At 46.1% G+C, this 22,854-nt stretch carries 26 protein-coding genes; 7 read left to right on the top strand and 19 right to left on the bottom strand.

Annotated elements, in window-relative coordinates; all coding sequences use genetic code 11:
• Positions 1-28 precede the first annotated feature (28 nt).
• Positions 29-934 carry an ABC transporter permease gene (locus tag FS818_RS01290; RefSeq protein ID WP_090922181.1) on the bottom strand — a complete coding sequence of 302 codons (906 nt, stop codon included), beginning with the start codon at positions 932-934 and terminating at the stop codon, positions 29-31.
• A gap of 385 nt (positions 935-1,319) precedes the next feature.
• Here FS818_RS01290 and FS818_RS01285 point away from each other — a divergent pair, with 385 nt between their 5' ends.
• Positions 1,320-3,584 (top strand): AraC family transcriptional regulator, encoded by a 2,265-nt coding sequence (locus tag FS818_RS01285; protein WP_186375391.1) that lies wholly within the window; start codon positions 1,320-1,322, stop codon positions 3,582-3,584.
• Between the two features lie 64 nt (positions 3,585-3,648).
• Here the strand turns inward: FS818_RS01285 and trmB are convergent, their stop codons facing one another.
• Positions 3,649-4,404, bottom strand: a complete 756-nt coding sequence (gene trmB, locus FS818_RS01280; protein ID WP_145328899.1) for a tRNA (guanosine(46)-N7)-methyltransferase TrmB — start codon at positions 4,402-4,404, stop codon at positions 3,649-3,651.
• A gap of 151 nt (positions 4,405-4,555) precedes the next feature.
• Positions 4,556-4,756, bottom strand: coding sequence for a hypothetical protein (locus FS818_RS01275; RefSeq protein ID WP_090922175.1), 201 nt, complete (start codon positions 4,754-4,756; stop codon positions 4,556-4,558).
• 314 nt (positions 4,757-5,070) lie between these two features.
• Here FS818_RS01275 and mnmL point away from each other — a divergent pair, with 314 nt between their 5' ends.
• The 4 genes from mnmL to FS818_RS01255 all read left to right on the top strand — a co-directional run bounded on the left by mnmL (position 5,071) and on the right by FS818_RS01255 (position 8,911).
• Positions 5,071-6,024: a tRNA modification radical SAM protein MnmL/YtqA gene (mnmL, locus tag FS818_RS01270; protein WP_145328897.1), complete on the top strand. Its 954-nt coding sequence runs from the start codon at positions 5,071-5,073 to the stop codon at positions 6,022-6,024.
• Positions 6,025-6,609 (top strand): tRNA 5-(aminomethyl)-2-thiouridylate-methyltransferase MnmM, encoded by a 585-nt coding sequence (gene mnmM, locus FS818_RS01265; RefSeq protein WP_145328895.1) that lies wholly within the window; start codon positions 6,025-6,027, stop codon positions 6,607-6,609.
• A 204-nt stretch (positions 6,610-6,813) separates the two neighbouring features.
• Positions 6,814-7,794, top strand: coding sequence for a type I phosphomannose isomerase catalytic subunit (locus FS818_RS01260; RefSeq protein WP_145328893.1), 981 nt, complete (start codon positions 6,814-6,816; stop codon positions 7,792-7,794).
• A gap of 97 nt (positions 7,795-7,891) precedes the next feature.
• A complete protein-coding gene (locus FS818_RS01255) occupies positions 7,892-8,911 on the top strand; it encodes an alpha/beta fold hydrolase (protein WP_145328891.1) in 1,020 nt (339 codons plus the stop codon).
• Between the two features lie 156 nt (positions 8,912-9,067).
• Here FS818_RS01255 and odhB read toward each other — a convergent pair whose 3' ends face one another.
• From odhB to FS818_RS01215, 8 genes are all read right to left on the bottom strand, one after another.
• Entirely contained in the window at positions 9,068-10,342 is a 1,275-nt protein-coding gene (gene odhB, locus FS818_RS01250; protein WP_145328889.1) for a 2-oxoglutarate dehydrogenase complex dihydrolipoyllysine-residue succinyltransferase, read from the bottom strand.
• Positions 10,343-10,347: 5 nt separating this feature from the next.
• Complete coding sequence (locus FS818_RS01245) at positions 10,348-13,221, bottom strand: 2-oxoglutarate dehydrogenase E1 component (protein WP_145328887.1); 2,874 nt, start codon at positions 13,219-13,221, stop codon at positions 10,348-10,350.
• 610 nt (positions 13,222-13,831) lie between these two features.
• Positions 13,832-14,272, bottom strand: coding sequence for an NUDIX domain-containing protein (locus FS818_RS01240; RefSeq protein ID WP_145328885.1), 441 nt, complete (start codon positions 14,270-14,272; stop codon positions 13,832-13,834).
• Positions 14,273-14,326: 54 nt separating this feature from the next.
• On the bottom strand, positions 14,327-14,812 hold the full coding sequence (locus tag FS818_RS01235; RefSeq protein WP_123065105.1) for a GNAT family N-acetyltransferase: 486 nt from the start codon (positions 14,810-14,812) through the stop codon (positions 14,327-14,329).
• 155 nt (positions 14,813-14,967) lie between these two features.
• Entirely contained in the window at positions 14,968-15,402 is a 435-nt protein-coding gene (locus tag FS818_RS01230; RefSeq protein WP_145328883.1) for a GNAT family N-acetyltransferase, read from the bottom strand.
• A gap of 86 nt (positions 15,403-15,488) precedes the next feature.
• Positions 15,489-15,857 carry a YybH family protein gene (locus FS818_RS01225; RefSeq protein WP_145332710.1) on the bottom strand — a complete coding sequence of 123 codons (369 nt, stop codon included), beginning with the start codon at positions 15,855-15,857 and terminating at the stop codon, positions 15,489-15,491.
• A gap of 61 nt (positions 15,858-15,918) precedes the next feature.
• Positions 15,919-16,401, bottom strand: a complete 483-nt coding sequence (locus FS818_RS01220) for an 8-oxo-dGTP diphosphatase (RefSeq protein WP_145328881.1) — start codon at positions 16,399-16,401, stop codon at positions 15,919-15,921.
• A gap of 172 nt (positions 16,402-16,573) precedes the next feature.
• Positions 16,574-17,362 (bottom strand): DUF3891 family protein, encoded by a 789-nt coding sequence (locus FS818_RS01215; protein WP_145328879.1) that lies wholly within the window; start codon positions 17,360-17,362, stop codon positions 16,574-16,576.
• Between the two features lie 228 nt (positions 17,363-17,590).
• Between FS818_RS01215 and coaA the strand changes: the two genes are divergently transcribed.
• Positions 17,591-18,520, top strand: a complete 930-nt coding sequence (gene coaA, locus FS818_RS01210) for a type I pantothenate kinase (RefSeq protein WP_145328877.1) — start codon at positions 17,591-17,593, stop codon at positions 18,518-18,520.
• A gap of 104 nt (positions 18,521-18,624) precedes the next feature.
• The gene (locus tag FS818_RS01205) at positions 18,625-18,987 is read left to right on the top strand and encodes a DUF423 domain-containing protein (protein WP_145328875.1); all 363 of its coding nucleotides are present in this window, start codon (positions 18,625-18,627) and stop codon (positions 18,985-18,987) included.
• 74 nt (positions 18,988-19,061) lie between these two features.
• Here FS818_RS01205 and FS818_RS01200 read toward each other — a convergent pair whose 3' ends face one another.
• The 8 genes from FS818_RS01200 to FS818_RS01175 all read right to left on the bottom strand — a co-directional run bounded on the left by FS818_RS01200 (position 19,062) and on the right by FS818_RS01175 (position 22,826).
• Complete coding sequence (locus FS818_RS01200; RefSeq protein WP_145328873.1) at positions 19,062-19,637, bottom strand: histidine phosphatase family protein; 576 nt, start codon at positions 19,635-19,637, stop codon at positions 19,062-19,064.
• Between the two features lie 24 nt (positions 19,638-19,661).
• Positions 19,662-20,459 (bottom strand): glutamate racemase, encoded by a 798-nt coding sequence (gene murI, locus FS818_RS01195; protein ID WP_145328871.1) that lies wholly within the window; start codon positions 20,457-20,459, stop codon positions 19,662-19,664.
• An 84-nt stretch (positions 20,460-20,543) separates the two neighbouring features.
• Positions 20,544-20,942 (bottom strand): hypothetical protein, encoded by a 399-nt coding sequence (locus tag FS818_RS01190; protein ID WP_145328870.1) that lies wholly within the window; start codon positions 20,940-20,942, stop codon positions 20,544-20,546.
• Between the two features lie 12 nt (positions 20,943-20,954).
• A complete protein-coding gene (locus FS818_RS01185; protein WP_145328868.1) occupies positions 20,955-21,407 on the bottom strand; it encodes a hypothetical protein in 453 nt (150 codons plus the stop codon).
• Positions 21,404-21,559 (bottom strand): hypothetical protein, encoded by a 156-nt coding sequence (locus FS818_RS28655; protein ID WP_186375390.1) that lies wholly within the window; start codon positions 21,557-21,559, stop codon positions 21,404-21,406. The genes FS818_RS01185 and FS818_RS28655 overlap by 4 nt, the downstream gene beginning before the upstream one ends.
• A gap of 13 nt (positions 21,560-21,572) precedes the next feature.
• Positions 21,573-21,941, bottom strand: coding sequence for a hypothetical protein (locus tag FS818_RS01180; protein WP_145332709.1), 369 nt, complete (start codon positions 21,939-21,941; stop codon positions 21,573-21,575).
• A 69-nt stretch (positions 21,942-22,010) separates the two neighbouring features.
• Entirely contained in the window at positions 22,011-22,157 is a 147-nt protein-coding gene (locus FS818_RS28650) for a hypothetical protein (RefSeq protein ID WP_186375389.1), read from the bottom strand.
• 114 nt (positions 22,158-22,271) lie between these two features.
• Positions 22,272-22,826 carry a GNAT family N-acetyltransferase gene (locus FS818_RS01175; RefSeq protein WP_145328866.1) on the bottom strand — a complete coding sequence of 185 codons (555 nt, stop codon included), beginning with the start codon at positions 22,824-22,826 and terminating at the stop codon, positions 22,272-22,274.
• Between the last annotated feature and the right edge of the window lie 28 nt (positions 22,827-22,854).

Raw genomic sequence — 22,854 nt, 5'->3', positions numbered from 1 at the left:
TCCCTTCTGCCCTATGGGCGTGCTTATTCTAGAACAAGGCGTAATCCTCGTTAATTTTGCGAATAATGTAGTTGACCGTCATGATGAGAATGAACCCGAATAACGATTGGTACAAGCCGGCTGCCGTTGCCATACCGATATCAAAGGTTACTTTCAATGAACGATAGACATACGTATCAATGATATCCGTAGCGTTGTAGAGCACGCCGTTATTCCCGATCAATTGATAGAACAGGTCAAACTGTCCTTTCATGATGCTGCCAAGCGAGAATAACAGGAGAATGACAAACGTTGGTTTGAGCATCGGCACTGTGATGTACCAGATCCGCTGAAAGATATTCGCCCCGTCAATGCGCGCCGCTTCATAATACTCGTCACTTATTCCCGTTATAGCGGCCAGATAGATGACCATGCTGTACCCGAGGTTTTTCCACAAATAAAAGATAATGATGAGAAACACCCATATCCATGGTGTGTTGTAGATATCCACCGGCCCTGCCTCAAAACGTTTGAGCACGGTATTCACAAACCCGGATTCATAGTTAAACATGTTGTAAGCGATTACACTTAATAGAACAAAAGAGATAAAGTACGGCAGGAACATGACGGACTGGGTTATTTTTTTGAACAACTTGCCCCGGATTTCACTGAGCATGATCGCACAAAAGATCGCGAGACCATTACCTAATATAATGAAAGCCAGGTTATACCCTACGGTATTAGTCGTAAGTTTCAACAGCATTCCCGATTGCCAGAGAAATTTAAAGTTGTCTAACCCGACAAACGGGCTTCCGAATAACCCTCCTGCAAAATCATAACTGGTAAATGCGTAGTAAATACCGACCATCGGAAAATACGAGTTAATGAGAAAAAAGATCAGCGTGGGTAGCAGCATCAGAAACATGATTTTGTTTTTGTTCAATTCTTTGAGCATGGCTCGATCCCTCCCAAAATGTAACGGTGAAGCTCTGAATTCATTGTAGACTGACTTCTTCGTTAATGAATACTGAAGCTTCCTCCCATTGGTGAACGATACTGCGAATGGAGAAGTGAACAATATGTACTAATTATGAAATGAACGCATGTACGTTCACAAAAGTTGATATCGTGCATAGTTCCAGCCGGATGAACAATTCCGCGAAAGTTGAACTTTATCTAGGGAAAAGGAACCAAAACGCTTGTACAGCATTGATGTAAACGCATACATAATATATAATTCAAGTTACCTTGCTCTTCTGTTTTGCTACATATGAAATTCAGTATTTCTTATGAAAAATACAGCAGTTCACTTATATCAGGAGGTACGAGGGGGAAAAAGAATGCGCAAACGTTCAGAGGATAGTCAGAAAGTATTCACGCGGATTCTGATCGGTATTATTATCAGCACTGCCGCAACGCTGCTTGTGGCATCAGCCATTCTATATGTTAACTACAATCGAATTGCCCTACGCCAGGTCTATCGTACTGATGTGAACAGTCTTACCCAGACCAGCCGTGAAGTGGCCAAAATGACGGAAAGCGCCAAGTCACTCTCCTACCAAATATATCAGGACTACACGATTTCTTCCCTGATGCTCTATTCCAAACCCAGTATCTATCAGATCACTTCGGCCATGGAGCAACTCGATAATTACCGCATGTCTCTTCCTTTTATTGAATCCATCTATGTATATAACTCGAAAAGCAGTGAATTTTTTATCAGTTCCGACGGGGTTCGCAATGGGCAGCAGTCTATATCCGAGATCGATGACCAGGGGATCAAACATATTCTGGATCGTTTCCATGACTATAAACCCTTTGTGCCTATTCCGCGCACGTATAAGGTCGGCTCAACCGAAGCCAGTGAGGTGAACAGTTACACTTACCTGTGCTACGACACCATTAACGACAACGCCAAGCTCAATTACGCCGTTATCGTCAACATTAAGGATGACTGGCTTAGTCCCAATATGAATGCGGCAGACCAGCCTGGCAAAACATTCATTGTGAATGAACAAGGCGACTTGTTGTCCGATTTTGGTGATCGCCCGTTGCTTAACCATCTCGCAAACGAAACCTTCATGCGTCCAATCATGCAAGATACGGAGCATTCTGCTTATTTTACCGAGCAAGTGGATGGGGAAAAGTCGCTCATCACCTACACCGCTCCAGACAGTCTAGGATGGCGTTACGTACGAATCACCCCCTATGACGTGATTACAGCCGATATTCGCGGGATGCGCACGCACACCCTGTTATTTTGCCTAGGGCTACTGGCTGCGGGTTTGATTCTCTCTTATCTGGTATCGCGCAAGCTATATCACCCGATCAACAACGTACTTGTCCGTATGCGCGTGATGGAAGCCGAACGCCGGGGTAGTCTGCACTTGCTCAGGCAGGATTTTTTACGAGGTGCACTACAAGGAAGGGAAACCGTGACCTGCAATATGCTGGAAGAGCGGATGAGGTTCTACGGTTCCCCCATTGATGTACATTCCCCCTCAAGAATGGTGCTTTTGCGCATCGACCATTTTACGGAATTTTGCGAGACTTATCGGGATGATACCAAGCTTGTCAAATACGCGATGATGAACATTTGCACCGAAACCGCGGATATTCACTATTATGTGGAAGCAGTGGATATGGGCGGTGACCTGATTACGCTTCTGTTTAATAAAAAATCAGAAAATGATTCTTTGTCAGAAAATGAAGCTTCGGCTTCTCATCAAATTGAGGAATTGCTACGTATGATGCAGGCGGCAGTCATGACTCATCTCAAATGTTCCATCTCCTGTACGCTGGGTCCAGAAGAAAATTCACTGCAGGAATGTATTGAAGGTTACGCTCGTTCCGCTGAAGCATCGCTGCATCGCCTGTTCATGGGACCAGGTTGCTTGATTCATACCACAGGCATTATGGCGTATCAGAGCAAAGAGTATACTTTTCCCGCAGGCAAAGAAAGACAGCTTGTGGAATGCTTAATGACGGGCAAGACTGAAGAAGCCAAGCTAATATACGCAGATATCGTGAGTGAAACGGCCGCCTATCCGTTTACCGTCTTTCAACTCGCTCTGTCCCATCTGACGATGACCCTTAATCATGTTCGCAATACCCTCAAGAAAAACAATCAACTTACACTGGATTCCGTTTCAGGCAGTTTGATGCTTCCTGTGAAAAATGCTGAGGATCTCAGCGAGGTGCATGAACATTTTTATCGGATGTTTGACGAACTCGGCTCCAAAGTAGAGGAAAAACGCACACTTAAGCATGAGGAACTCATTCGGAGAATCAACGATATTGTTGAACGGGATTATGCTGACCCGAATCTGTGCTTAACCTCAATCGCAGAGGAACTAAGCATGTCGCCAATCTACGTCAGCAGGTTATATAAACAGCTCACATTGAAAGGACTTACAGATGTCATTAATGAGACACGCATTGCTAAAGCACAACATATGCTCGTGCAGACCGAAAATTCCGTTGCGGATATCGCCGAGCGAACCGGTTTTACCAACAGCTCTTATTTTTATCGGATGTTTAAAAAGTTGAACGGCGTGACCCCTAACGATTATCGCCGTAAAGAGCTTCATTCTGAGCATCTGTAACCTCTATTTATAAAAAAAGAGCGGTATCTTGGAGCAATGCATTTGCCCTCAGATACCGCCTTTTTTATGCTTCGTCCTGATCCTCGCCAGATTCGTCTGTCGCTTCACGCACTTTGTACTTATCCAGACGCATTTCATTGTACTCTCGCAAAGCCTCTTCCCCTACAATCACTTCGACCCGGTGAATGTTCATGCCTTTACCCATGAATTTTTGTTCATACTCGGTCATGACATGTTCTTCATTCAAGCCATCACGGTGCAGGTTCAGGGACAAATTCGTCATCTGCAAGCCGAAATCAGCGATTGAGTTCAGAGAGAACTCAAACAACGTTTCTGAATCCGTTTTAAAATGAATCTGCCCTTTGGGATTCAGTAACTCAATGTATTTTTTCAAGAAGCGTGGGTGTGTTAACCGGCGGCGTGCATGTTTTGCTTTTGGCCACGGATCACTAAAATTCAAATAAATGCGTTCCAGTTCCTGAGGCTCAAACACCTCTTCGATCTGTTCGATGTTCGCGAGCGCCAGCTTCAGGTTCGGGGGTGTCTCTATCTCAGCTTGACTCCAGGCGTTACGCGCCTTCTCACTGGCACGACGAACGAGCTCATCATACATATCGATACCGATAAAATTATATTGGGGATATTTATAACTCATTTGGCTGATAAATTGACCTTTACCCATGCCAAACTCGACAAAGATCGGATGATCATTGCCAAACAGCTCGGCCCACTGGCCTTTATGTTGCTTTGGCTCCAGTACAACCAGATCCTCTTGTTGCTCCAGATTTTCTCTAATGCCTTTTCTACCACGTAAACGCATGTTATTCCTCCGTTTGTCCATACTTGTCCTAGACTCATTTTGCCGAAGAACCGGCCAATTGTAAAGAGCAATGAAAAAGGAATCTCCGGACCTGCCACGTTGGGCAAATCTCAAAGATTCCCTTTTCGATTTATTTGGAATTGGGGTCCAACTACTTTAGTAGTTCATAGTCTACCTTATCTTGGTGTGAAAAATCAAATGTCTTTTCGAAAGCATCGCGAACTTTTTGTCTTGCAGCCGCTTTCACTTTCGGATTTCCATTAAAACGAACGCCTGTCAGGGCCAGCGCCTCTTCTGCCGTCAGTTCAACAGATACATGCTGGAATTCATTATTTTTAACTTGGGAATTCATTCATATCACCTCACGGTATAGTATGATCCATGACGTCAACATTCATTCAAATGCCACGATGAAAACTACTCACTGGATGGTGTCTGACGCTGATTTAAATATAACATAAGGTGTAAACTACATCAAGTAAAAACCCTTGATTTGACGGCCTTTTTTTTCGTTTGCATTCCCCTTTTTTTCGGATTTTTGGTACAATAAATGACGAAAACCGCACAGCAGCTGCATACCCTGCTCAGGTATGATATTACAGAATAAGAAATGAACCAAAAAAGTACTATATTTTAAGCCATAGACCTCAAAGGAGTACCTTGAAAATGAATGCACCGGCTACACAGTCCCCACTCATGTGGGGGGATAAACGGTTCCATACCTGGAATTATGAAATGCGCGATCAATTTAATAACAAAGTATTCAAAGTGATGCTGGATGCCGGGTTCACCTGCCCGAATCGGGATGGCTCCATTGCCAAAGGGGGCTGTACCTTTTGCAGTGCACGGGGTTCAGGTGATTTTGCAGGAAGCAGACGCGAAGACCTCGTCAGCCAGTTCAATACGATTCGCGACAGGCAACATTTGAAATGGCCTTCGGCTCACTATATCGGTTATTTTCAGGCGTACACCAACACCTATGCACCAGTCGAAGAACTGCGTGAATATTTTGAAGAAATTTTACAACAGCCCGGCGTTGTCGGTTTATCCATAGCTACTCGCCCGGACTGTTTACCGGATGATGTTGTGGAGTATCTGGCAGAGCTTAATCAGCGCACTTATTTATGGGTAGAGATGGGACTGCAAACGATTCATGATTCCACTTCGAATTTGATCAATCGTGCACATGATACGGCGTGTTATGAAGAAGCTGTAGGAAAATTGCGCAAACACAACATCCGGGTCTGTACACACATCATATATGGCTTGCCGCAAGAAACACACGAAATGATGCTGGATACGGGTCGTGCCGTAGCTAATATGGACGTGCAAGGCATTAAGATACATCTGCTTCATCTGATGCGCAAAACGCCGATGGTTAAGCAATATGAAGCGGGTCTGCTTCGATTTCTTGAACAGGATGAGTATATCAAGCTTATTGTAGATACCCTCGAGATGCTCCCACCAGAAATGATTGTTCATCGTCTTACAGGAGATGCCCCGCGCGACCTGCTTATTGGTCCCATGTGGTCTTTGAACAAATGGGAAGTTCTGAATTCCATCGACCGCGAACTGCGTGAACGCGATACATGGCAGGGTAAGTATTGGAGGGAGGCATAAATGGGCTTTCTATCGGTTCTTAGCTGCGCACATCAATGGATTGGTTCTCGGCTCCAGCCAGGAGATTTCGCCATTGATGCCACGGTGGGTACAGGTGCGGATACTTTGTTTCTCGCAAAGCAAGTAGGCCAGCGTGGTCAGGTCATCGGATTTGATATCCAGAACGAAGCACTAATGCTTGCACAAGCCAGAATTCGAAAGCATGCTGATAGTAGCAAACTTGGTTCCATTTCCATGATGGAATTAAGCCATGCACGAATGGCCGAAGCCGTTCCTGACGCCTGGATCGGTAATGTAGGGGCTATTATGTTTAATCTAGGCTACCTACCTGCTGAAGGAGCGGATGCTTCAATCATCACCGAAACAACGAGTACAATTGTAGCACTTGAAGCTGCTATGATGTTATTGCGTCCACGCGGTATGATCACTGTCGTGTTATATCCGGGTCACGAAGGTGGCGCCCAGGAAGCTGATGCTGTATCCACATGGGCCGCCGCTTTACCTGTCGAACAAGCTCAGGTTGTGATGTACCGCCAGTTGCAACGTAAAACTTCACCTTATTTAATCGGTATTGAAAAAAAATAAAATAATTCGCTTTGTGTACCAAATGAAATACACTGAACATATTGACCGGACAAGCCTTTCTGCTTCACCCAACATCGCAGTGCCACCTACATGGTGCAACTATATTCTGCACTCGTTCACAACATACATCTGCATATGTCGATCGTTAAAGGGCCCGAACTGGTTAAAGCGAATCACCATTTCATATACTAAGGAGAGATATCCATGTCTACGCCATACCCGCTACAATTCCAACCCGAATTCAAAGAACGTGTATGGGGAGGTCGAGCGCTGGAGCAATTCGGCCTTACTCCCCCTGAAGGACATATTGGTGAAGGCTGGATGATCGCAGATCACGCAAACGGTACGACCAAGGTAATAAATGGACCACTCGCTGGCAAAGGACTTGATGAGGTTCGTGAACAACTCGGAACAGCCTGGCTGGGAACCAAAGGCGTCTCTGAAAAAGGCGGACGCTTCCCTCTGCTAATCAAACTGCTTGATTGTAACGATGACCTCTCCGTTCAGGTTCATCCTACAGATGACTACAAGGCTCTTCCTCCAGGTGAACTGGGTAAAACCGAAATGTGGTACGTGCTTGACGCCAAACCCGGTGCCCATATCATTTACGGCCTTAATGAAGGTGTAGATCGTGAGGGGTTGAGACAGGCGCTGGAGAATGGCACCGTTATGGATACTCTTCGTCAAGTACCTGTAGAAGCCGGAGATACATTCTTCATCCCTGCTGGAACGGTGCACGCTCTTTGTGCCGGGGTTGTTGTAGCAGAAATACAACAAAATTCAGATACAACGTACCGGATCTATGATTACAACCGCCCTGGACTGGACGGGAAGCCACGTGAACTGCATGTGGAAGATTCCTTGAATGTCACCGCCTATGAAGGTGCAGGAGCGACAACGATGAAAACGAGCAATGTTGTACCTGGTGAGTGGCTCCAGCTTGCTTCTTGTCCTTATTTTGTAGTAGAAAAAGGCGTGGTGACTGAACGCTGGGAGTTATCTACGACATCGGACAGCTTCACCATTCTTGTTGTGTGTGAAGGTGAGGGTGCGCTTGAATGGAGTGGTTCTGAGGAAGGCGAGCAGCTAGGATTGAAAGCAGGCCAATGTTATCTTCTTCCGGCTAATCTGGGTAACTATACACTAAGTGGCAATACAACCGTTCTTCGATCCTATCTGCCTTAAGTTGTAGCTTTCTTTAGCTTTCTTTAGCTTTCTTTAGCTTTCTTTAGCTTTCTTTAGCTTTAGTCAACGATAACCTGTGAAGGAGGAATTACACGAAATGCAGGAATCTACCTTTACGCTGATAGGCAATGAAGGTACCCGTGTTCATGTATACTGCTGGCTTCCCGATCCGGACGAACACATTCAAGGCGTTGTACAGATCGCGCATGGAATGGGCGAAACCGCAGCGCGTTATGCCGAATTTGCGGGTTATCTTACGAAGCACGGCTTTGCTGTGTATGCTAATGACCATCGGGGGCATGGCAAAACGGTGGAGAGCACCGAGGCACTGGGTGATGCAGGTGTGGACGCATTTCGCTGGATGGCTAAAGATATGGTCAATCTGGGCGAGCTAGTTGCCAAACAACATCCAGGTACTCCTGTGTTCCTTATGGGGCACAGTATGGGTTCCTTTTTGGTACAGCACCTGATGTATGCAGGACATGAGAGATACCACGCATTTGTGCTGTCCGGCACAAACGGCAAACGAGGCTTGCTTCGGTTTGGAGAAAAGCTGGCGCTACTCCAGTGCGGCATTCAAGGTGACAATCATCGAAGCCTGTTACTGAATGCCATTGTATTTGGCGGATTTAACCGCGCTTTCCGGCCAGCCGCAACCCCCTTTGACTGGTTATCTCGTGACCAGCAGGAAGTACAGCGATTCATCGACGACCCCATGTGTGGAGCGATATGTACCGCTGGTTTTTTTCGAGATTTCTTTAAGCTGCTACTAGAAATCCATCTTCCGCAGCATATGGAACGTATCCCGAAACACAAGCCGGTTCTTCTGTTCTCAGGTGAACTAGATCCTGTCGGTCTTCGGGGCAAAGGTGTGCTTAACCTATACGCTCAGTATCAGAAGCTTGGACTTCAAGATGTAGAATATCGTCTTTATCCGGGCGGACGACATGAGATGCTCCATGAGACCAATCGTAACGAAGTGACTCAAGATATCCTGAATTGGTTAAAACGCCATATGCCGACGATCGAGCAACAACCTACACAAAATAATAGTCAACAAGATTGCGATAGAGATCCGTCATTTGAAATTCAATCGAATCAGACGGCTTTGATGTAAAAAATCTTTTTCTGATTCAATTCCGGTTCAAATGCGAGCAAAAACCCCCTAAACGAGCACAGTCTGTATTGTGCTCGTTTAGGGGGTTTTATTCTATTGAAGTATCTCAGGTTTCATAGGATGAGAAATAAAGTCCAGACCAAATCTCAGAAATGATTAGCCTTCAATCAACAATGATTCTGGATCTTCAAGCAATTCTTTTACAGTCACCAGGAATCGTACAGCTTCGCTTCCATCAATAATCCGGTGATCGTAGGACAAAGCGATGTACATCATTGGACGGTTTTCCATCCGTTCAGCATCAATCGCCACTGGGCGAAGCTGAATTTTGTGCATCCCGAGAATACCTACCTGCGGAGTATTCAGGATTGGCGTAGACAACAGGGAACCGAATGTTCCGCCATTGGTAATCGTAAATGTACCACCTTGCAGATCAGACAATGCGAGCGTGTTGGAACGTGCTTTGGACGCCAGATCTGCAATGCTTCTTTCGATTTCGGCAAAGCCCAGACGGTCAGCATCACGTACAACCGGAACAACCAGACCTTCTTTGGCAGACACCGCAATACCGATATCGTAGAATTTTTTCAGTACAACGTCTTCGCCATCAATTTCTGCATTAATTGTTGGGAATTTTTTAAGTGCACCGACAACCGCTTTGGTAAAGAAAGACATGAAGCCCAGGTTAATATCATGCTTCTCTTTGAACTTGTCCTTGCGACGTTTACGAACGTCCATGATCGCTGTCATGTCAACCTCATTGAATGTGGTCAACATCGCTGCAGTCTGCTGTGCTTCAACCAGACGTTTTGCAATGGTTGCCCGGCGCCGAGACATACGTTGGCGTTCTACAGGCTTGGCAAAAGTTGCGCCACTGACTGCTGGAGCACTAGGCGCGGAAGCAGGAGCTTTAGCTGCCGGCGGTGCCACTGGAGCGGACGGCTGACTTCCATGGCTTTTCACATCATCCTGATACACGCGACCAATCGGATCTTTGCTCTGCACTTGATCCAGTTCAATCCCACGCTCACGTGCAAGCTTGCGTGCAGAAGGAGACGCTGTCTTGTTGCTGTCGGATGACTCTGGCGGTGCCGCAACAGCAGCTGGTGCTACTGGAGCTTCCGGAGCTGGTGCAGAAGCCGGTTTGGATTCGGACGTTGCTGGTTCGGAAGCAGCTGGAGCGTTTCCGCCCCCTGCCCCAGCCGAAAGTGTACCGATCGTTTCACCGATAACTACTGTCTCGCCTTCTTGACGAATGATTTTTTCCAGTACACCACTCTCTTCAGCACTGATCTCGATGTTGACTTTATCTGTCTCCAATTCAAGCAGAACATCGCCTTGGTTGACGGTGTCTCCTTCTTTGACCATCCATCTGGATACCGTTCCCTCAGTTATTGACTCACCCATTGCAGGTACTTTAATTTCGCTCACAGCTGTTACCTCCCCAGTGGAATATTATTCTTCGCCGTTTGTTTCAACGATGCTGTAATAATCAATTGTTGCTCCATGCTATGCACAAGCTGGTAACCGCTGGAAGGACTTGCATGTTCCGGACGGCCTTCATATCTTACGGTAGTGCCTTCAGGCGCGATCTCACGAAGACGAGGCTCCATATATGTCCATGCACCCATGTTTTTGTTCTCTTCCTGCACCCATACCAGCTCTTTTAATTGACTGAAACGTGCGAGTACACGTTTGATCTCTTCGGCTGGGAACGGATAGAGTTGCTCGACACGGATGATGTGAAGCCAGGAATAATCGCCCTTCTCTTTTTCAATCGCATCTTCCAGATCAATAGCAACTTTACCACTGCACAAAATAATACGTTCTACCCGATCCGGTTTTGTACCCAGACCTGGTTGCTCCAGCACAAGTTCGAATTTACCTTCACTAAATTCCACAGCTGGTGACGCAACACGCGGATTACGAATCAAGCTTTTTGGTGACATCATCACAAGTGGTCGTGCATCTTCTGTCTCGGTTAATGAAGCTTGACGACGCAACAAGTGGAAGTACTGTGAAGCACTCGACAGATTAACCACTGTCATATTGTCTTCCGCACACAATTGCAGGAAACGTTCCAGACGTGCGCTTGTATGTTCTGGCCCTTGGCCTTCGTTAGCGTGTGGCAGCAACATGACCAGACTCGATTTTTGAGACCATTTTGCACGACCTGCTGATACGAACTGGTCGAAAATGACCTGTGCACAGTTCGCAAAGTCACCAAATTGTGCTTCCCAAATGACGAGTGTATCTGGTGAGTACACATTGTATCCATATTCAAATCCAACGACAGACTCTTCTGACAGTGGGCTGTTATAGATCGCAAACGATGCTTTTGCTTGTGGCAGATGATGCAACGGACAGAATTTTTCACCATTCGTAGCATCATGCAATACAAGGTTACGATGAGCGAAGGTTGCACGCTCCGCATCCTGACCACTGATACGGATCGGCTTGCCGTCTGCCAATATCGTTGCAAATGCCAGTGTTTCGGCTAGGCTCCAGTCTACTTTTTCCCCTTCATTCAGAGCTGTACTCCGGCGTTGCAAAATCCGTTGCAATTTAGGATATACATTAAAAGTCTCTGGCCACTTCAGAAGATCAGCATTAATGCTACGCAGTTGCTCCAAAGGCACCGCTGTTGGCGTAATTGTGACTGCCTCAGACTCACTGATGTTGCGCTGGTAGTATTCATGCACTTCATTTTTCTTCATCTGATCATAGGCTTCTTTTAAACGATCCGCTACGCCATCACGTACACTCGCGATGAACGCATCATCAATAACGGATTCCTTTTTAAGCATATCCTGATACAGATGACTGACTGTCGGGTGATTCTTCACCTTGTCATACACGAGCGGCTGAGTCGTTTCAGGATCATCTGTTTCATTATGACCGTAACGACGATACCCGATGAGGTCAATCAGGAAATCCTTCTTGAACCGGTTGCGATACTCCGCTGCCATGCGGATTGCCGCAATACAAGCCTCAGGGTTATCTGCGTTAACATGCACAATCGGAATTTCATAACCTTTGGCAAGGTCACTTGCATAATAAGTTGAACGAGAATCACTGCTGTCCGTAGTGAAACCAAGACGGTTGTTCACGATGATGTGAATCGTTCCGCCATTTTGGTACCCTGGCAATGCTTTGAAGTTCAGCGTTTCGGCTACAATACCTTCTCCCGGGAACGCCGCATCCCCGTGCATCAGAATGGTCGCTGCCTTCGTTACATCCTGCTTCGGATAACCCGGTTCACGGCGATCATCCTGGGCAGCACGTGCAAAGCCTTGCACAACCGGATTGACGTATTCCAGATGGCTAGGGTTGTTGGCAAGTGTCAGGCGAGCCTGTACTGTCTCCCCGTCTTTTACAAAACGGTTCGCGCCCATATGGTATTTGACATCCCCCGTCCAACCATAATTGATTCCGGTTGAACCTTCGGATGGAACCAAGTCTTTGTTCGGGGCATGATGAAATTCAGAGAAAATTTTGCTGTACGGTTTGCCCAGGACATGAGCGAGAACGTTCAGGCGTCCGCGGTGAGCCATCCCCATCAGAATATGACTGGAGCCTGCTTCTGCCATAAGGCGGACCGCTTCATCCAGCATAGGAACAAGCACATCGTTCCCCTCAATGGAGAAACGTTTCTGTCCAACAAATGTTTTGTGTAAGAAATCTTCGAACTGTTCAGCTTCAACCAAGCGTTCCAGCAACGCTGTACGTTCATTTTGCGTAAGCGGAGCGGGTGATGTGCGGGATTCCGCACGGCGATTCAACCACTCACGTTCTTGTACTTCATGCACATGACTGAATTCGTAAGCGATCGGACCTGTATAGATTTGACGAAGACGTTGGATTGCATCCCAGCCAGTCGTTGTCTGGCCGTCTGCCCCTTCCCAGATCAGGGAGGCAGGCAATGCTTTCAAATCTTCCTCATTTAATTGAAAATGTTTTGGTTCCAGCAACGACGTATCTGTTGCTTCACTGATCCCGAGTGGATCAATATCGGCAGCCAGATGCCCATACGTGCGAATGTTCCATACAAGCTTGCCCGCTGTAACCGCTTTCTGCAATAGTTGGATATCAACACTTCCAGAAGCAACTTGACCATTCCCGCTATTCGAAAGAGTCTCTGCACCCTTGCCAGACATCGGCGGTGCACCCCATTGCTCGAACAATTCACGATAGGCCGGTGTCACTGCACCCGGATCTTGGGTGAATAATTCATACTGTTCTTGTACGTATCCCATATTGGGACCATAGTAACTCTCCCAGGGTTTCATGTTGCCTTTCTCGATCGTCATCGACGTTCCCTCCGTCTTGATTTTGTCATAGGGTTTGACGGAAATCATTGAATAAGCTGTAATTCGCGTTCGTTCAACATTTTAAGCGAAATTTTTCATGAAGTCCAATCATCGTGCTGTTCGTAGTAATAACGTTGTTCCGACGCTCCCGTCAAAGGTTTGTCTGCGTTTTCAAAATCAAAGTAATACAATGATTAGTTCTACCGTCGCACAGATGTCGAATAATGTCCTGATCCGTTCGAAGGTTATACGTTCTTCCCCGTTTCCAAAGAAGTTCGTGTTCTAATCTCTATTTTATAAACTTTTACGCTCAGGAGCATTTCCTATTTTTAGCTCAATTGATGCATAAATTAGATGAATCGAATAATCGGCGCAATTCTGGGCAAGCCAGAAACGCTGGATTCGGTCAAATCCAGATCTGATTTCCGTATATACCTCCTTAATAAGAATTGTGGTCCATTCTGTCCAAAAACAAACCGTCCATCTAAACATTAACCAATTCAAATGTCATTCAACAAGAAATTGGATTTTTCAGAATGAACCCTGACAATATACAACATGGAATAAAGCCGCTCGAATGCAAATCCCGGCGGCTTCCTGACTGACTGTCCTATCTCTCCTTCTGGGAAAGATGCATCATATATTTTGCAAAGGGCGTTAATTGCAAATCTTTCACTTGTTCTAATGTAAACCACGCTGCTCCCAGCGAGTCTTCAGCATCAGGATTTCTTTTGATCTGTTCCAGCGGATTGTTCTGTCCGATGATAACATCGTATAAAATACCGATATGATGTACTTCCTCGGGTTCACCCCGGTACTCCCAATTCACAACAACGGATTGTGAAGAACGAATGGACCATTGCAAAGGAATGATCCCTGTTTCCTCTTCAAACTCTCTTTTCAATGCAGTTTCTGGTGGCTCCCCGAATTCCATTCTTCCACCAGGCAGATCCCATTTTCCGTAGTATGGCCCACGAGCCTTCTGGATCAGCAGATAAAATTGTTCACACACAGCCAGCCCATAAACACCAACATGCGTATGCGTGTTCACATTTGCTCCCTACCCTTCCCTTACTTCAAAAACTTCAGATTCTTCACTTCTGCTCTACTTCTTCTCCTCATCCGCTATGTCATTTAGGTCAACGGCCAGACGAATCATATCCACACAACGAATGCCGTCCTCAATGATCTCTTCCTCATAATGTCTTACAAAAAAGTCCCTGTCCACGCCGGTAATCCGAAATCCACACCGTTGGTACAACTTCAATTGATGGAAGCTGGAATTGCCCGTTCCGATCTCCAATATACGACAACCTAGCCTTCTTGCCGCCTCCATAGCCTCCTTAATCATGTGTTTGCCAACACCCTGTCCTTGCAATTCCTCCTGTACCGCGATGTTCACAATCTCTGCTGTCTCCGGACGAGTCTTAAGTAATACAAACTCTCCTACCATCTCTCCTTCATACTCCGCTATAAAACAAACACCTCTGCTGAGATATTCGTCCACAATCGTTTTAGAAGGATCTGCCATCAGCAAAAGTTCATACGGTTTTTCTTCATCCCAGTCCAATATTCGGAACGACAAGTTCATGCCAATCCCCACCTCTTCGCATCCAAATTATTTTTTCATGCCTTTGCAGAAGCCCTATGTATGGCAAATCTACAAATTACTCATTATGAAGTTCTAAGGTCGGTCCCTCTGAATCACCTGATGTTGCTACTGTTTCTGCTGTCCTGAAATCTATGTTAGTCGTTCTGTTTGTTGTCTATGTGTCCTGCTTGATTGGAATAATGACGAATAGCCATGCCTGTTGACCTCTGCATTCCTTGTTTTTCATAGTATGTTTGGATTTCTGGATCACACAAAAGATCAATCATGTATAATCCCTCCAGACGCTGAAACATGCGCTTGACAAGTGTAGTGCCAATTCCTTGCCCCTTATACTTCGGCAACACTTCCAACAAAGGAATGTACGCACTAAGTACGCCATCCGAAATGGCTTGGATGAAACCTACCACATTGCCTGTCTGCTCATCGACAGCTAGTTCAATCGCATACGACTGCTCTAACAATTTGAGAAACGTTGAAGTTGATGGCGGGTTCGGCCAACCGTCAAAGAACCCTCCACTTAATTGGTCACAGTTAATTCCCGCCAGCGTATCCCGAAATACAACTCCCATCACCTGCACCTCCAAAACAAAGCAAACTTCATTATATCATAATATCTGGAACTAAATATATAGATATGGATACGATGTGATTGTTCCTATTCACTCAGGCTCAAATGCTCATGAATCAATTTCCATGCTCCCTCATTATCTTTTACAAATACATTTGTAGCTCTCCCTTGTCCTGAAACATGATTCCCACGAACGTATCCTTCCCAGTGATAGGAATAAGTGCATACCGCCTGTCGCTCATCTACTGCAATCCAATCCACATTCTCTGCACGATATACCTCTTCTTTCACCGTTTCCCAAGCATTTTCGAAGTAGGCCCGGATCTCATCCAGGGTTGTACAAGAAGTACCTGTAAACCAATAGATTGCATTCGGCGCAAGCAGCTTGCTCACTTCGTCAAACTGATGCGTATTCGTTGCTTCTATGTACGCTCTCAGCGTTTCCCCATATCCCATGGCCCTCATCCTCATTCCTTCTGTATTCTATATCCGTGTTCTCTTCTCGCATGGTCACATTCTAGTCCCTATATGTCCTGAACGTCTCTTGCAAGGTTTGTCCACTCGACTTCTCCCAGACCACGCTTCGTTCAAATGTACCTGAGTTAAAAAAACGCGGGAACCGCTCTGCAAACCAATCTTGCATCGGCAATTCCAATGCCTGCTTCAAGGATACCCATACTAACTCTCCCTCCGGCGGGTCGGTAAGAAGTTCGCCTTCATATGAAGTTACCAGATAATTAAACACCATGTATCTTAACCCTTGCTCAGGATCACAGAACTCATCCAGCCCTTTGTACGTAATTTGCTTCGCCAAAAGCCCTGTCTCCTCACGAACTTCACGGATAGCTCCGTCCACAATACTTTCGGGGAACTCCACTTTTCCGCCAGGAGCAATATACCCCGGGAACCCTTTATGATTCGGCCGGTTCATCAGCAAAACCTGATCGCTAACCGGGTTCCACACCATACTCATCGTATAAATCTCAACCTGATAATTCATGTTCAGCCTCCCAAGATGCGCTTTTCTCACGTTTCACTACATTTCTGGAAATCTTGCGTTAATTCCTGCTAGACTTTTTTCCATACCAAAGACGGACGCCCGTAATATCAGATGCCCGCCTTTTAATCACGTAAATATGTGGTTTTTTCCTTAAATCAGGAGTACGCTTAGCTTAGGATAGAGCTGTGATCCATATTCGGCGTTTCTTCCAATCTGCCCGGCGATATGCCTGTAACATTCCAAATTTGCGAATGCTGGCCTTGGGTATCACTTTATAAGACATGTTCACTTCAAACTCACTATCGAAGGGAAAAAAGGATAACGCTACCTTCTCACCTGATACCCACTCGACTTGAATGTTGGAACTTGGACAGGCGTCAAAGCCACAGCCGAGCCCTTCAGCAAAAAAATCATAACGTGCCGTAGGTGTACCTGGCTCTTCCATACATAAAAAAAGACTAAGCTGGTCACAGAACAACATGATCTCTACATCGTTTTTCAGCCGCTGTTCTAGTTCAGAGGCATTAACCTCCAGTTCTTTCTTCCAACTCTCCTGCTGTAGCTGCTCTTCTTGCAAATACTGCCTGATGTCATCATCATCCTCAGAATTTGCCCCGAGTGTTTTTTGAAACAACTCTGTATACATCAGACTACATAGTAAACCCGCATAAGGATTTTGCTGCCTTACTTCTTCGATCCCCTTGCGATAAAACACAAAACGCGGTCTCAGCGGGAAATCACGAAAGGAGTACGGAATTTGACTATAATCGTTCCATAAAGGAGCAGCATCCAGGTCAATCCAGCCCCGGTCATGCTCCTTCGCCGCGAGAATCAGGTCATCGCGATGCGAGCCTTGGGGAAGCCACTCCGTCTTCCAATGTGCAGCCATATCTCCAGCGACAATTCCATGCTCATGCTGTGCGGTCAAAACAAAATCATGCTCTCTCTCATATACGATCATTTGCTGTCACCCTTCCGCATGGTTTACGTTTACATTTACATTGACTTTAACATAATTTGGGTTACACTTTCTTATAAGCCGCCTTCCAGCCTGCAATTACGCTACCTTATGCCTGTGTTTACGACATTACGTATTGAACAGAGCATGTAAAGGTGTTGTCAGTTCGCTGAAATTTGGTACACTAATGATTGTGTCTTCGATTACATTACATACAGAAAGCGGGATCTCATGAATTCATACTCACCTTACATCGAGTTTAACCGCAAAGAATGGGCTGGACTTAAAGAACATCAGACCACCCTTCCACTGACGGAAGCTGAACTGGAACAGTTAAAGGGCTTGAACGAAGAAGTATCCATTCAGGAAGTTGAGGATGTTTATTTACCCCTAACTCACTTCATCGACCTATATGCAAGAGCATCGAGAGAGCTTGATCGCCTAACGGCCTCTTTTATGAAAAAAGAAACACTTCACACCCCCTATATTATCGGGATCGGGGGCAGTGTTGCCGTGGGCAAAAGCACAGCAGCCCGCTTGCTCCAGGCATTACTTGCCAGAGGCAAAAACAACCCCAAGGTCGATCTGGTTACCACGGACGGCTTTTTATATCCCAATGCGGTGTTGCAAGAAAAAGGAATTATGAACCGCAAAGGTTTTCCTGAAAGTTATGATATCAAATCACTCATTAAATTCATGGGCGATGTGAAATCAGGCAAACCTGAGGTACAAGCACCGGTCTACTCACATCTGGCCTACGACGTAATTCAGGGTGAAGAGAAAACGATCTGCCAGCCGGATATTCTGATCATTGAAGGCATCAACGTATTACAAGTGAAACGGGAGACGCCATTACTTGTAAGTGATTTTTTTGACTTCTCCATATACATTGATGCAGAGGAAGAACATATTCGTCACTGGTACGTCGAACGTTTCAAGTTGCTCCGTCAGACCGCTTTTCAGAACAAGGATTCCTTCTTCCATCAGCGGTTCGCCAATATTAACGAAGAGGAAACCATTGAGACAGCCAATCAGATCTGGCAGGACATTAACGCGAAAAATCTGCATGAAAACATTTTACCAACCAAAGGACGTGCGCGGTTAATCTTGAAAAAAGAAGCCGATCACTCCATTCAGCAGATTCAATTGCGCAAGTTGTAACCTAACACCAAGGCCACTTCTTTCGCCATGATAGATATTCTGCTTGTGTTGCTTATTACCCGTTAGATTCGCATTATTACCCTATTTAAAGGAGAGAAAATGACATGCAAACCCTCGTGGTTCTCGGCAGCATTATGATGTTTCTGGCCGTTGCACTCGGTGCCTTCGGGGCACATGCGCTCAAACGCAAGTTATCCGCCGATATGATCAAAATCTATGAGACCGGTGTCCAGTATCATATTGCTCACGGACTCGGCATCATCCTGCTTGGACTGTTCGCAGACAGGCTAAGCTCCCCGTCTCTTGTCATGACCTCCGGATGGCTCTTGTTTGCCGGGATTATCCTGTTCTCTGGAAGCCTCTATACACTGAGTGTCACAGGTGTTCGCAAGTGGGGAGCCGTCACACCCATCGGTGGTGTAGCCTTCCTTGCCGGCTGGATTACATTGCTGTTCGCAGCTCTTTAACAAAAAAACGCGCAACAAAAATATGGAGTGTCCTGGCTGAATGAACATGTGATGCTGGGATGCTCCTGTTGTATTCAATCCAGACACAGTCTGGAAATGACAGGTTGCTTCCCCTCCTCATTGTCTTCATCATCTGTAGACTCCTGCTCCCGTTTTAGAACATATACATCAGGATTGGAAAGCTTGGCCCACTCCGCATAACCAAAAGACGGTTCGTAATAACGAATGATTAAGGACAACAGATTGCCATGCGTAACAACCGCTCCATGACGCTCCGGTCTGCGCCAACATTCCTTCAGCAGCGCCAAGGCTCTGGCAGTTGCAACTCTGGAAGATTCTCCGCCCTCCGCAGCCCAATCTTCATCTTCATATGTACGTTTCAGCACGTCCATCCAGTCTGGCAGATCCCTTGTACTCAGCACTCTTTCCTGCAAGCGCTCATCGGTATGAATGTGGCGCTCTATCGCTACACCCAAAGGCATTGCAGTCTGTACGGCTCTTTTCCATGGACTGGATACGATATAAGAGATTCCTTGAGCAGACAATACATCTGCCAATTTTTCAGCCTGCCTGCATCCCTCATCCGTCAGACTTGCGTATGGCTCCTGCCCTTCGGCTTTGGCGTGGCGTATCAGGTAAATCGACTCCATTACGGACACCTCCCATAGTCTAGTCTACAGTACATTGTCACTTAGATATTGAAGCGCTACACGCATCTTATTATGATCTTCCGTTCGACCCGATGAACTGAAAAAGGACACAGTCCCTGCCTGCACCTGCTCCGTATTCCCAGCTTGCTGCTGTGCACCAAGTTCAAGTCTTTGACTCAAATGACTTACCGTACCTGCGCTACCATCAACAATCCGGATATGATCTGGTAGCACCTTGCGCAGCATAGCTGTATAGAACGGGTAATGCGTACAGCCCATCACCACCGTACCGTATTGTTCCAGGTCCAGGCCTGCTAACTTGGAGCGGAAGTATGCTGTTATTTTGACCGGATCAAACTCCAGTTGCTCACACCATTCCACCAGTTCAGGCAGCGCAAGGGAATCGACCCGATGCTCATCATCCACGCGAGAGACCAATTCGTTATACTTCGTTTGACTCAGTGTCAAAGCCGTAGCAAATACCAGCACGCGCTTGCCGTTTTCCCTATTCATCTCGACGGCTGGTTTGACCGCCGGTTCCATGCCGATAATAGGGATGTCATACATGGAACGCAGATCATTCACCGCCAAGCTGGTTGCCGTGTTACACGCAATCACGATTGCATCTACTTGTTCCCGTATAATCGCCTCCACGCAAGCAAAAATATAACGACGAACCTCGTCCGCCGGCTTGGTTCCATAAGGGACATGTAATGTATCTGCATAATATATATAGGATTCTTCCGGAAACTGTTGCAAAGCGGTATGCAGTACCGTTAATCCACCGATGCCTGAATCAAAAAAAGCAATCTTTTTCGTCAAAGATGTCACCTCTATAACGTATTCTTTCGGTTCTAGGAACCGTAATTTTACTGCTCATGCTGACTGGAGGTGAAGGTTATTATCTTAATCGGAATGATCTGCTGCGATCATGTTATATTGCCTCAGCCAGTCCTTACCACTGTCCCAGTCTTGCACCGGGTTGTCTTCTCCCAACAGTTCAGCACTGGCCAGAGCCATGATCCACTCTTTCAAACCATTGTCGTCGCTGGATTCCAGCTGATTTAACAAGAAATTCAGACCTTCTGATCCCGTTTGTAGAATAGCTTTATACACGTCCCGATGGCCTGCAATATAATCATTCGGGTTACTGCTGGAAGCCAGAACAGGCTCGTTGACCATCGTATTCAAACTTTGTTTAATCGTTTCTGCTGCGGAAGGCTTATCCGCTGTAACTGTACATGCAGATAAGGCTAACGCTGTGCATAAGAAGAGTAAGCTCGTCATAAGCCACTTACGTTTCATTACAGCCCCCCACTATAGAAGGTTATCTTCGAATAAAGACTTTCCTGGTACAATCCAGTATCGTTCCTTCTCTGGCACCCTCTCCAAGAACTCCTTGTAACTCCCGATCCAGCCATCCGGCATGTAATGCTCAAAGGAGGCAGGCTCCGGGAACATCGAGAAAAATAGCCGCTTATCGAAATCGACAAGAAAGGACGGCACATATTTAAGCCATTCATCGCCTGCAGGACGGGATTCCCGAAAATGATGAAGCGCACTCCTCAGTTCAGCCGCACTTACCTGCTCCTCCCGGATTGCTTGTAAGAACACGGCCGCCGTCTCTTCATTCAATACATCGATACCAAACCGTTCTTCCATCTCTATATTTAAAAACCAATACTCCCGTTCGGTGACGTACCAGCGCCACACGCCCTGAAACCAAACGCCAACAATAGTATTCTCAGCATAGACAGGCTCTGTTTTCATCGCTCTATCTCCTGACGCAAATTCTGTCCTTGCTTCACCGCCTCATTAATACATGCCGCAAAGCTGTCATCATAATTATACTCGTCCGGATCAATACGGATATGCGCTTCTATGACATATTGCAAGTCTTTTTGTATGAAAGTACGAATCATGCGCTCTGCTCTCCTATTTGATCCAACGATGAAGCAACTTTTCTCCTTCACTTCTCCGGCCAGCAGCCTGCTGCTCCAGAAACCCGGGAACTTCTCGCAGCTCAGCTGGACGATATCCGGCTCCGCATCCACAATTATGATAGGTAATGCCATGCTGATATAGGGTTATGACTTTTTTCCACTGTTTGATATCCGTTTGCTTGGGTGCTTGAAAATCATGCCCCATATTCACCATAATCTCCGCACATTGCGGACATTTATGTTCAAGTCGTGCTGCGGTTTCCTTGCTTAAATCATACGGCGATACTTGTTTGTAAGACTTACGGCAGTTAAAGCATGCATATACTTCCTTATAAGGTCCAGACATCGCATATCGACACACCTTCATCAAGCCTCCTTGTCATTTTCCATTATACGGGTTTTTATACACGGTTACGAATCTACGATTACATTATTGCGCATTAGCCTCTTTCCATGCCAAGCCTAATTCCGCCACGGAAGGGTACCGCTGAGAACGATCCGGATTTACCGCGCGCAGGGCAATCTCATGTAATGTCTCACAGATGTGAATCTCGTCCGCCGCAAAATCATAAATCAAACTGCCAACGGAGTTAACCCATCGAAGGCATGCTTTTCTTTTAACATAAATGTTACACCGTCGATCTCATGAACAACCTGATCGATCACAGGCCCCCTCCTCTTGCTTTTGAATTTAGATGTTTTCATCTACTCTTTTATTGTAAAAATACGTCATGTGCGCTTCATCATATCCTTGGCCGTTCACCTCCAGCGCATTGCGTTCGATGCCGTAGGTTTCAAACCCATACCGCTCATACAACCGCTTCGCTGAAACATTTGTAGTCACTACACTTAGATTAATCTGCTTCATATTCTCCAGATGTTTCCCCCGTTCCAGAACCTCGGATAACAACTGGGAAGCCAGTCCATTCCCCCGATGAGCAGGTGATACATAGACACCCCAGATGAATCCTTTGTGCCTGAGCTTTAGACCATATTCTCTTTTGAAACCCATCATGCCCGCCAGCATCCCCTCAGGGGTGAACGCACCAAGAATGTAATCATCAGGCTCATTATGTATTCGCTCTTTCACCTCACTAACGGGCAACTGACTGGACAACTCGTATGAAGCGCCAAAGGCTTCGGGATGCGTCTTCAGCGCTTCAAGCCTTAGTGGCCAATACAGATCCGATTCGTCCCGTTGAATATTACGCAGCTCATACCTCTCTTTGAAAACATCTGAACTCATCCCTCATTCACTCCCTGCATGTCAAGAA

Source organism: Paenibacillus xylanexedens (genome assembly GCF_007680605.1).
Classification (GTDB): Bacteria; Bacillota; Bacilli; order Paenibacillales; family Paenibacillaceae; genus Paenibacillus; species Paenibacillus xylanexedens_B.
This window is presented reverse-complemented; position numbering and strand designations above follow the sequence as displayed.

Bases quoted from the DNA above. Each gene is read 5' to 3' on its own strand.
- FS818_RS01230 (WP_145328883.1), bottom strand. From the start codon at position 15,402: ATGGGAGTTGTATTTCGGGATACGCTGGCGGGAATTAACTGTGACCAA.
- FS818_RS01220 (WP_145328881.1), bottom strand. From the start codon at position 16,401: ATGAATTATCAGGTTGAGATTTATACGATGAGTATGGTGTGGAACCCG.
- FS818_RS01260 (WP_145328893.1), top strand. From the start codon at position 6,814: ATGTCTACGCCATACCCGCTACAATTCCAACCCGAATTCAAAGAACGT.
- FS818_RS01205 (WP_145328875.1), top strand. From the start codon at position 18,625: ATGCAAACCCTCGTGGTTCTCGGCAGCATTATGATGTTTCTGGCCGTT.
- FS818_RS01285 (WP_186375391.1), top strand. From the start codon at position 1,320: ATGCGCAAACGTTCAGAGGATAGTCAGAAAGTATTCACGCGGATTCTG.
- mnmM (WP_145328895.1), top strand. From the start codon at position 6,025: ATGGGCTTTCTATCGGTTCTTAGCTGCGCACATCAATGGATTGGTTCT.
- FS818_RS01175 (WP_145328866.1), bottom strand. From the start codon at position 22,826: ATGAGTTCAGATGTTTTCAAAGAGAGGTATGAGCTGCGTAATATTCAA.
- FS818_RS01255 (WP_145328891.1), top strand. From the start codon at position 7,892: ATGCAGGAATCTACCTTTACGCTGATAGGCAATGAAGGTACCCGTGTT.
- coaA (WP_145328877.1), top strand. From the start codon at position 17,591: ATGAATTCATACTCACCTTACATCGAGTTTAACCGCAAAGAATGGGCT.
- FS818_RS01245 (WP_145328887.1), bottom strand. From the start codon at position 13,221: ATGACGATCGAGAAAGGCAACATGAAACCCTGGGAGAGTTACTATGGT.
- FS818_RS01185 (WP_145328868.1), bottom strand. From the start codon at position 21,407: ATGAAAACAGAGCCTGTCTATGCTGAGAATACTATTGTTGGCGTTTGG.
- FS818_RS28655 (WP_186375390.1), bottom strand. From the start codon at position 21,559: ATGATTCGTACTTTCATACAAAAAGACTTGCAATATGTCATAGAAGCG.
- FS818_RS01290 (WP_090922181.1), bottom strand. From the start codon at position 934: ATGCTCAAAGAATTGAACAAAAACAAAATCATGTTTCTGATGCTGCTA.
- FS818_RS01275 (WP_090922175.1), bottom strand. From the start codon at position 4,756: ATGAATTCCCAAGTTAAAAATAATGAATTCCAGCATGTATCTGTTGAA.
- FS818_RS01225 (WP_145332710.1), bottom strand. From the start codon at position 15,857: ATGGGATATGGGGAAACGCTGAGAGCGTACATAGAAGCAACGAATACG.
- FS818_RS01200 (WP_145328873.1), bottom strand. From the start codon at position 19,637: ATGGAGTCGATTTACCTGATACGCCACGCCAAAGCCGAAGGGCAGGAG.
- FS818_RS01215 (WP_145328879.1), bottom strand. From the start codon at position 17,362: ATGATCGTATATGAGAGAGAGCATGATTTTGTTTTGACCGCACAGCAT.
- mnmL (WP_145328897.1), top strand. From the start codon at position 5,071: ATGAATGCACCGGCTACACAGTCCCCACTCATGTGGGGGGATAAACGG.
- trmB (WP_145328899.1), bottom strand. From the start codon at position 4,404: ATGCGTTTACGTGGTAGAAAAGGCATTAGAGAAAATCTGGAGCAACAA.
- FS818_RS01190 (WP_145328870.1), bottom strand. From the start codon at position 20,942: ATGAAACGTAAGTGGCTTATGACGAGCTTACTCTTCTTATGCACAGCG.
- FS818_RS01235 (WP_123065105.1), bottom strand. From the start codon at position 14,812: ATGAACTTGTCGTTCCGAATATTGGACTGGGATGAAGAAAAACCGTAT.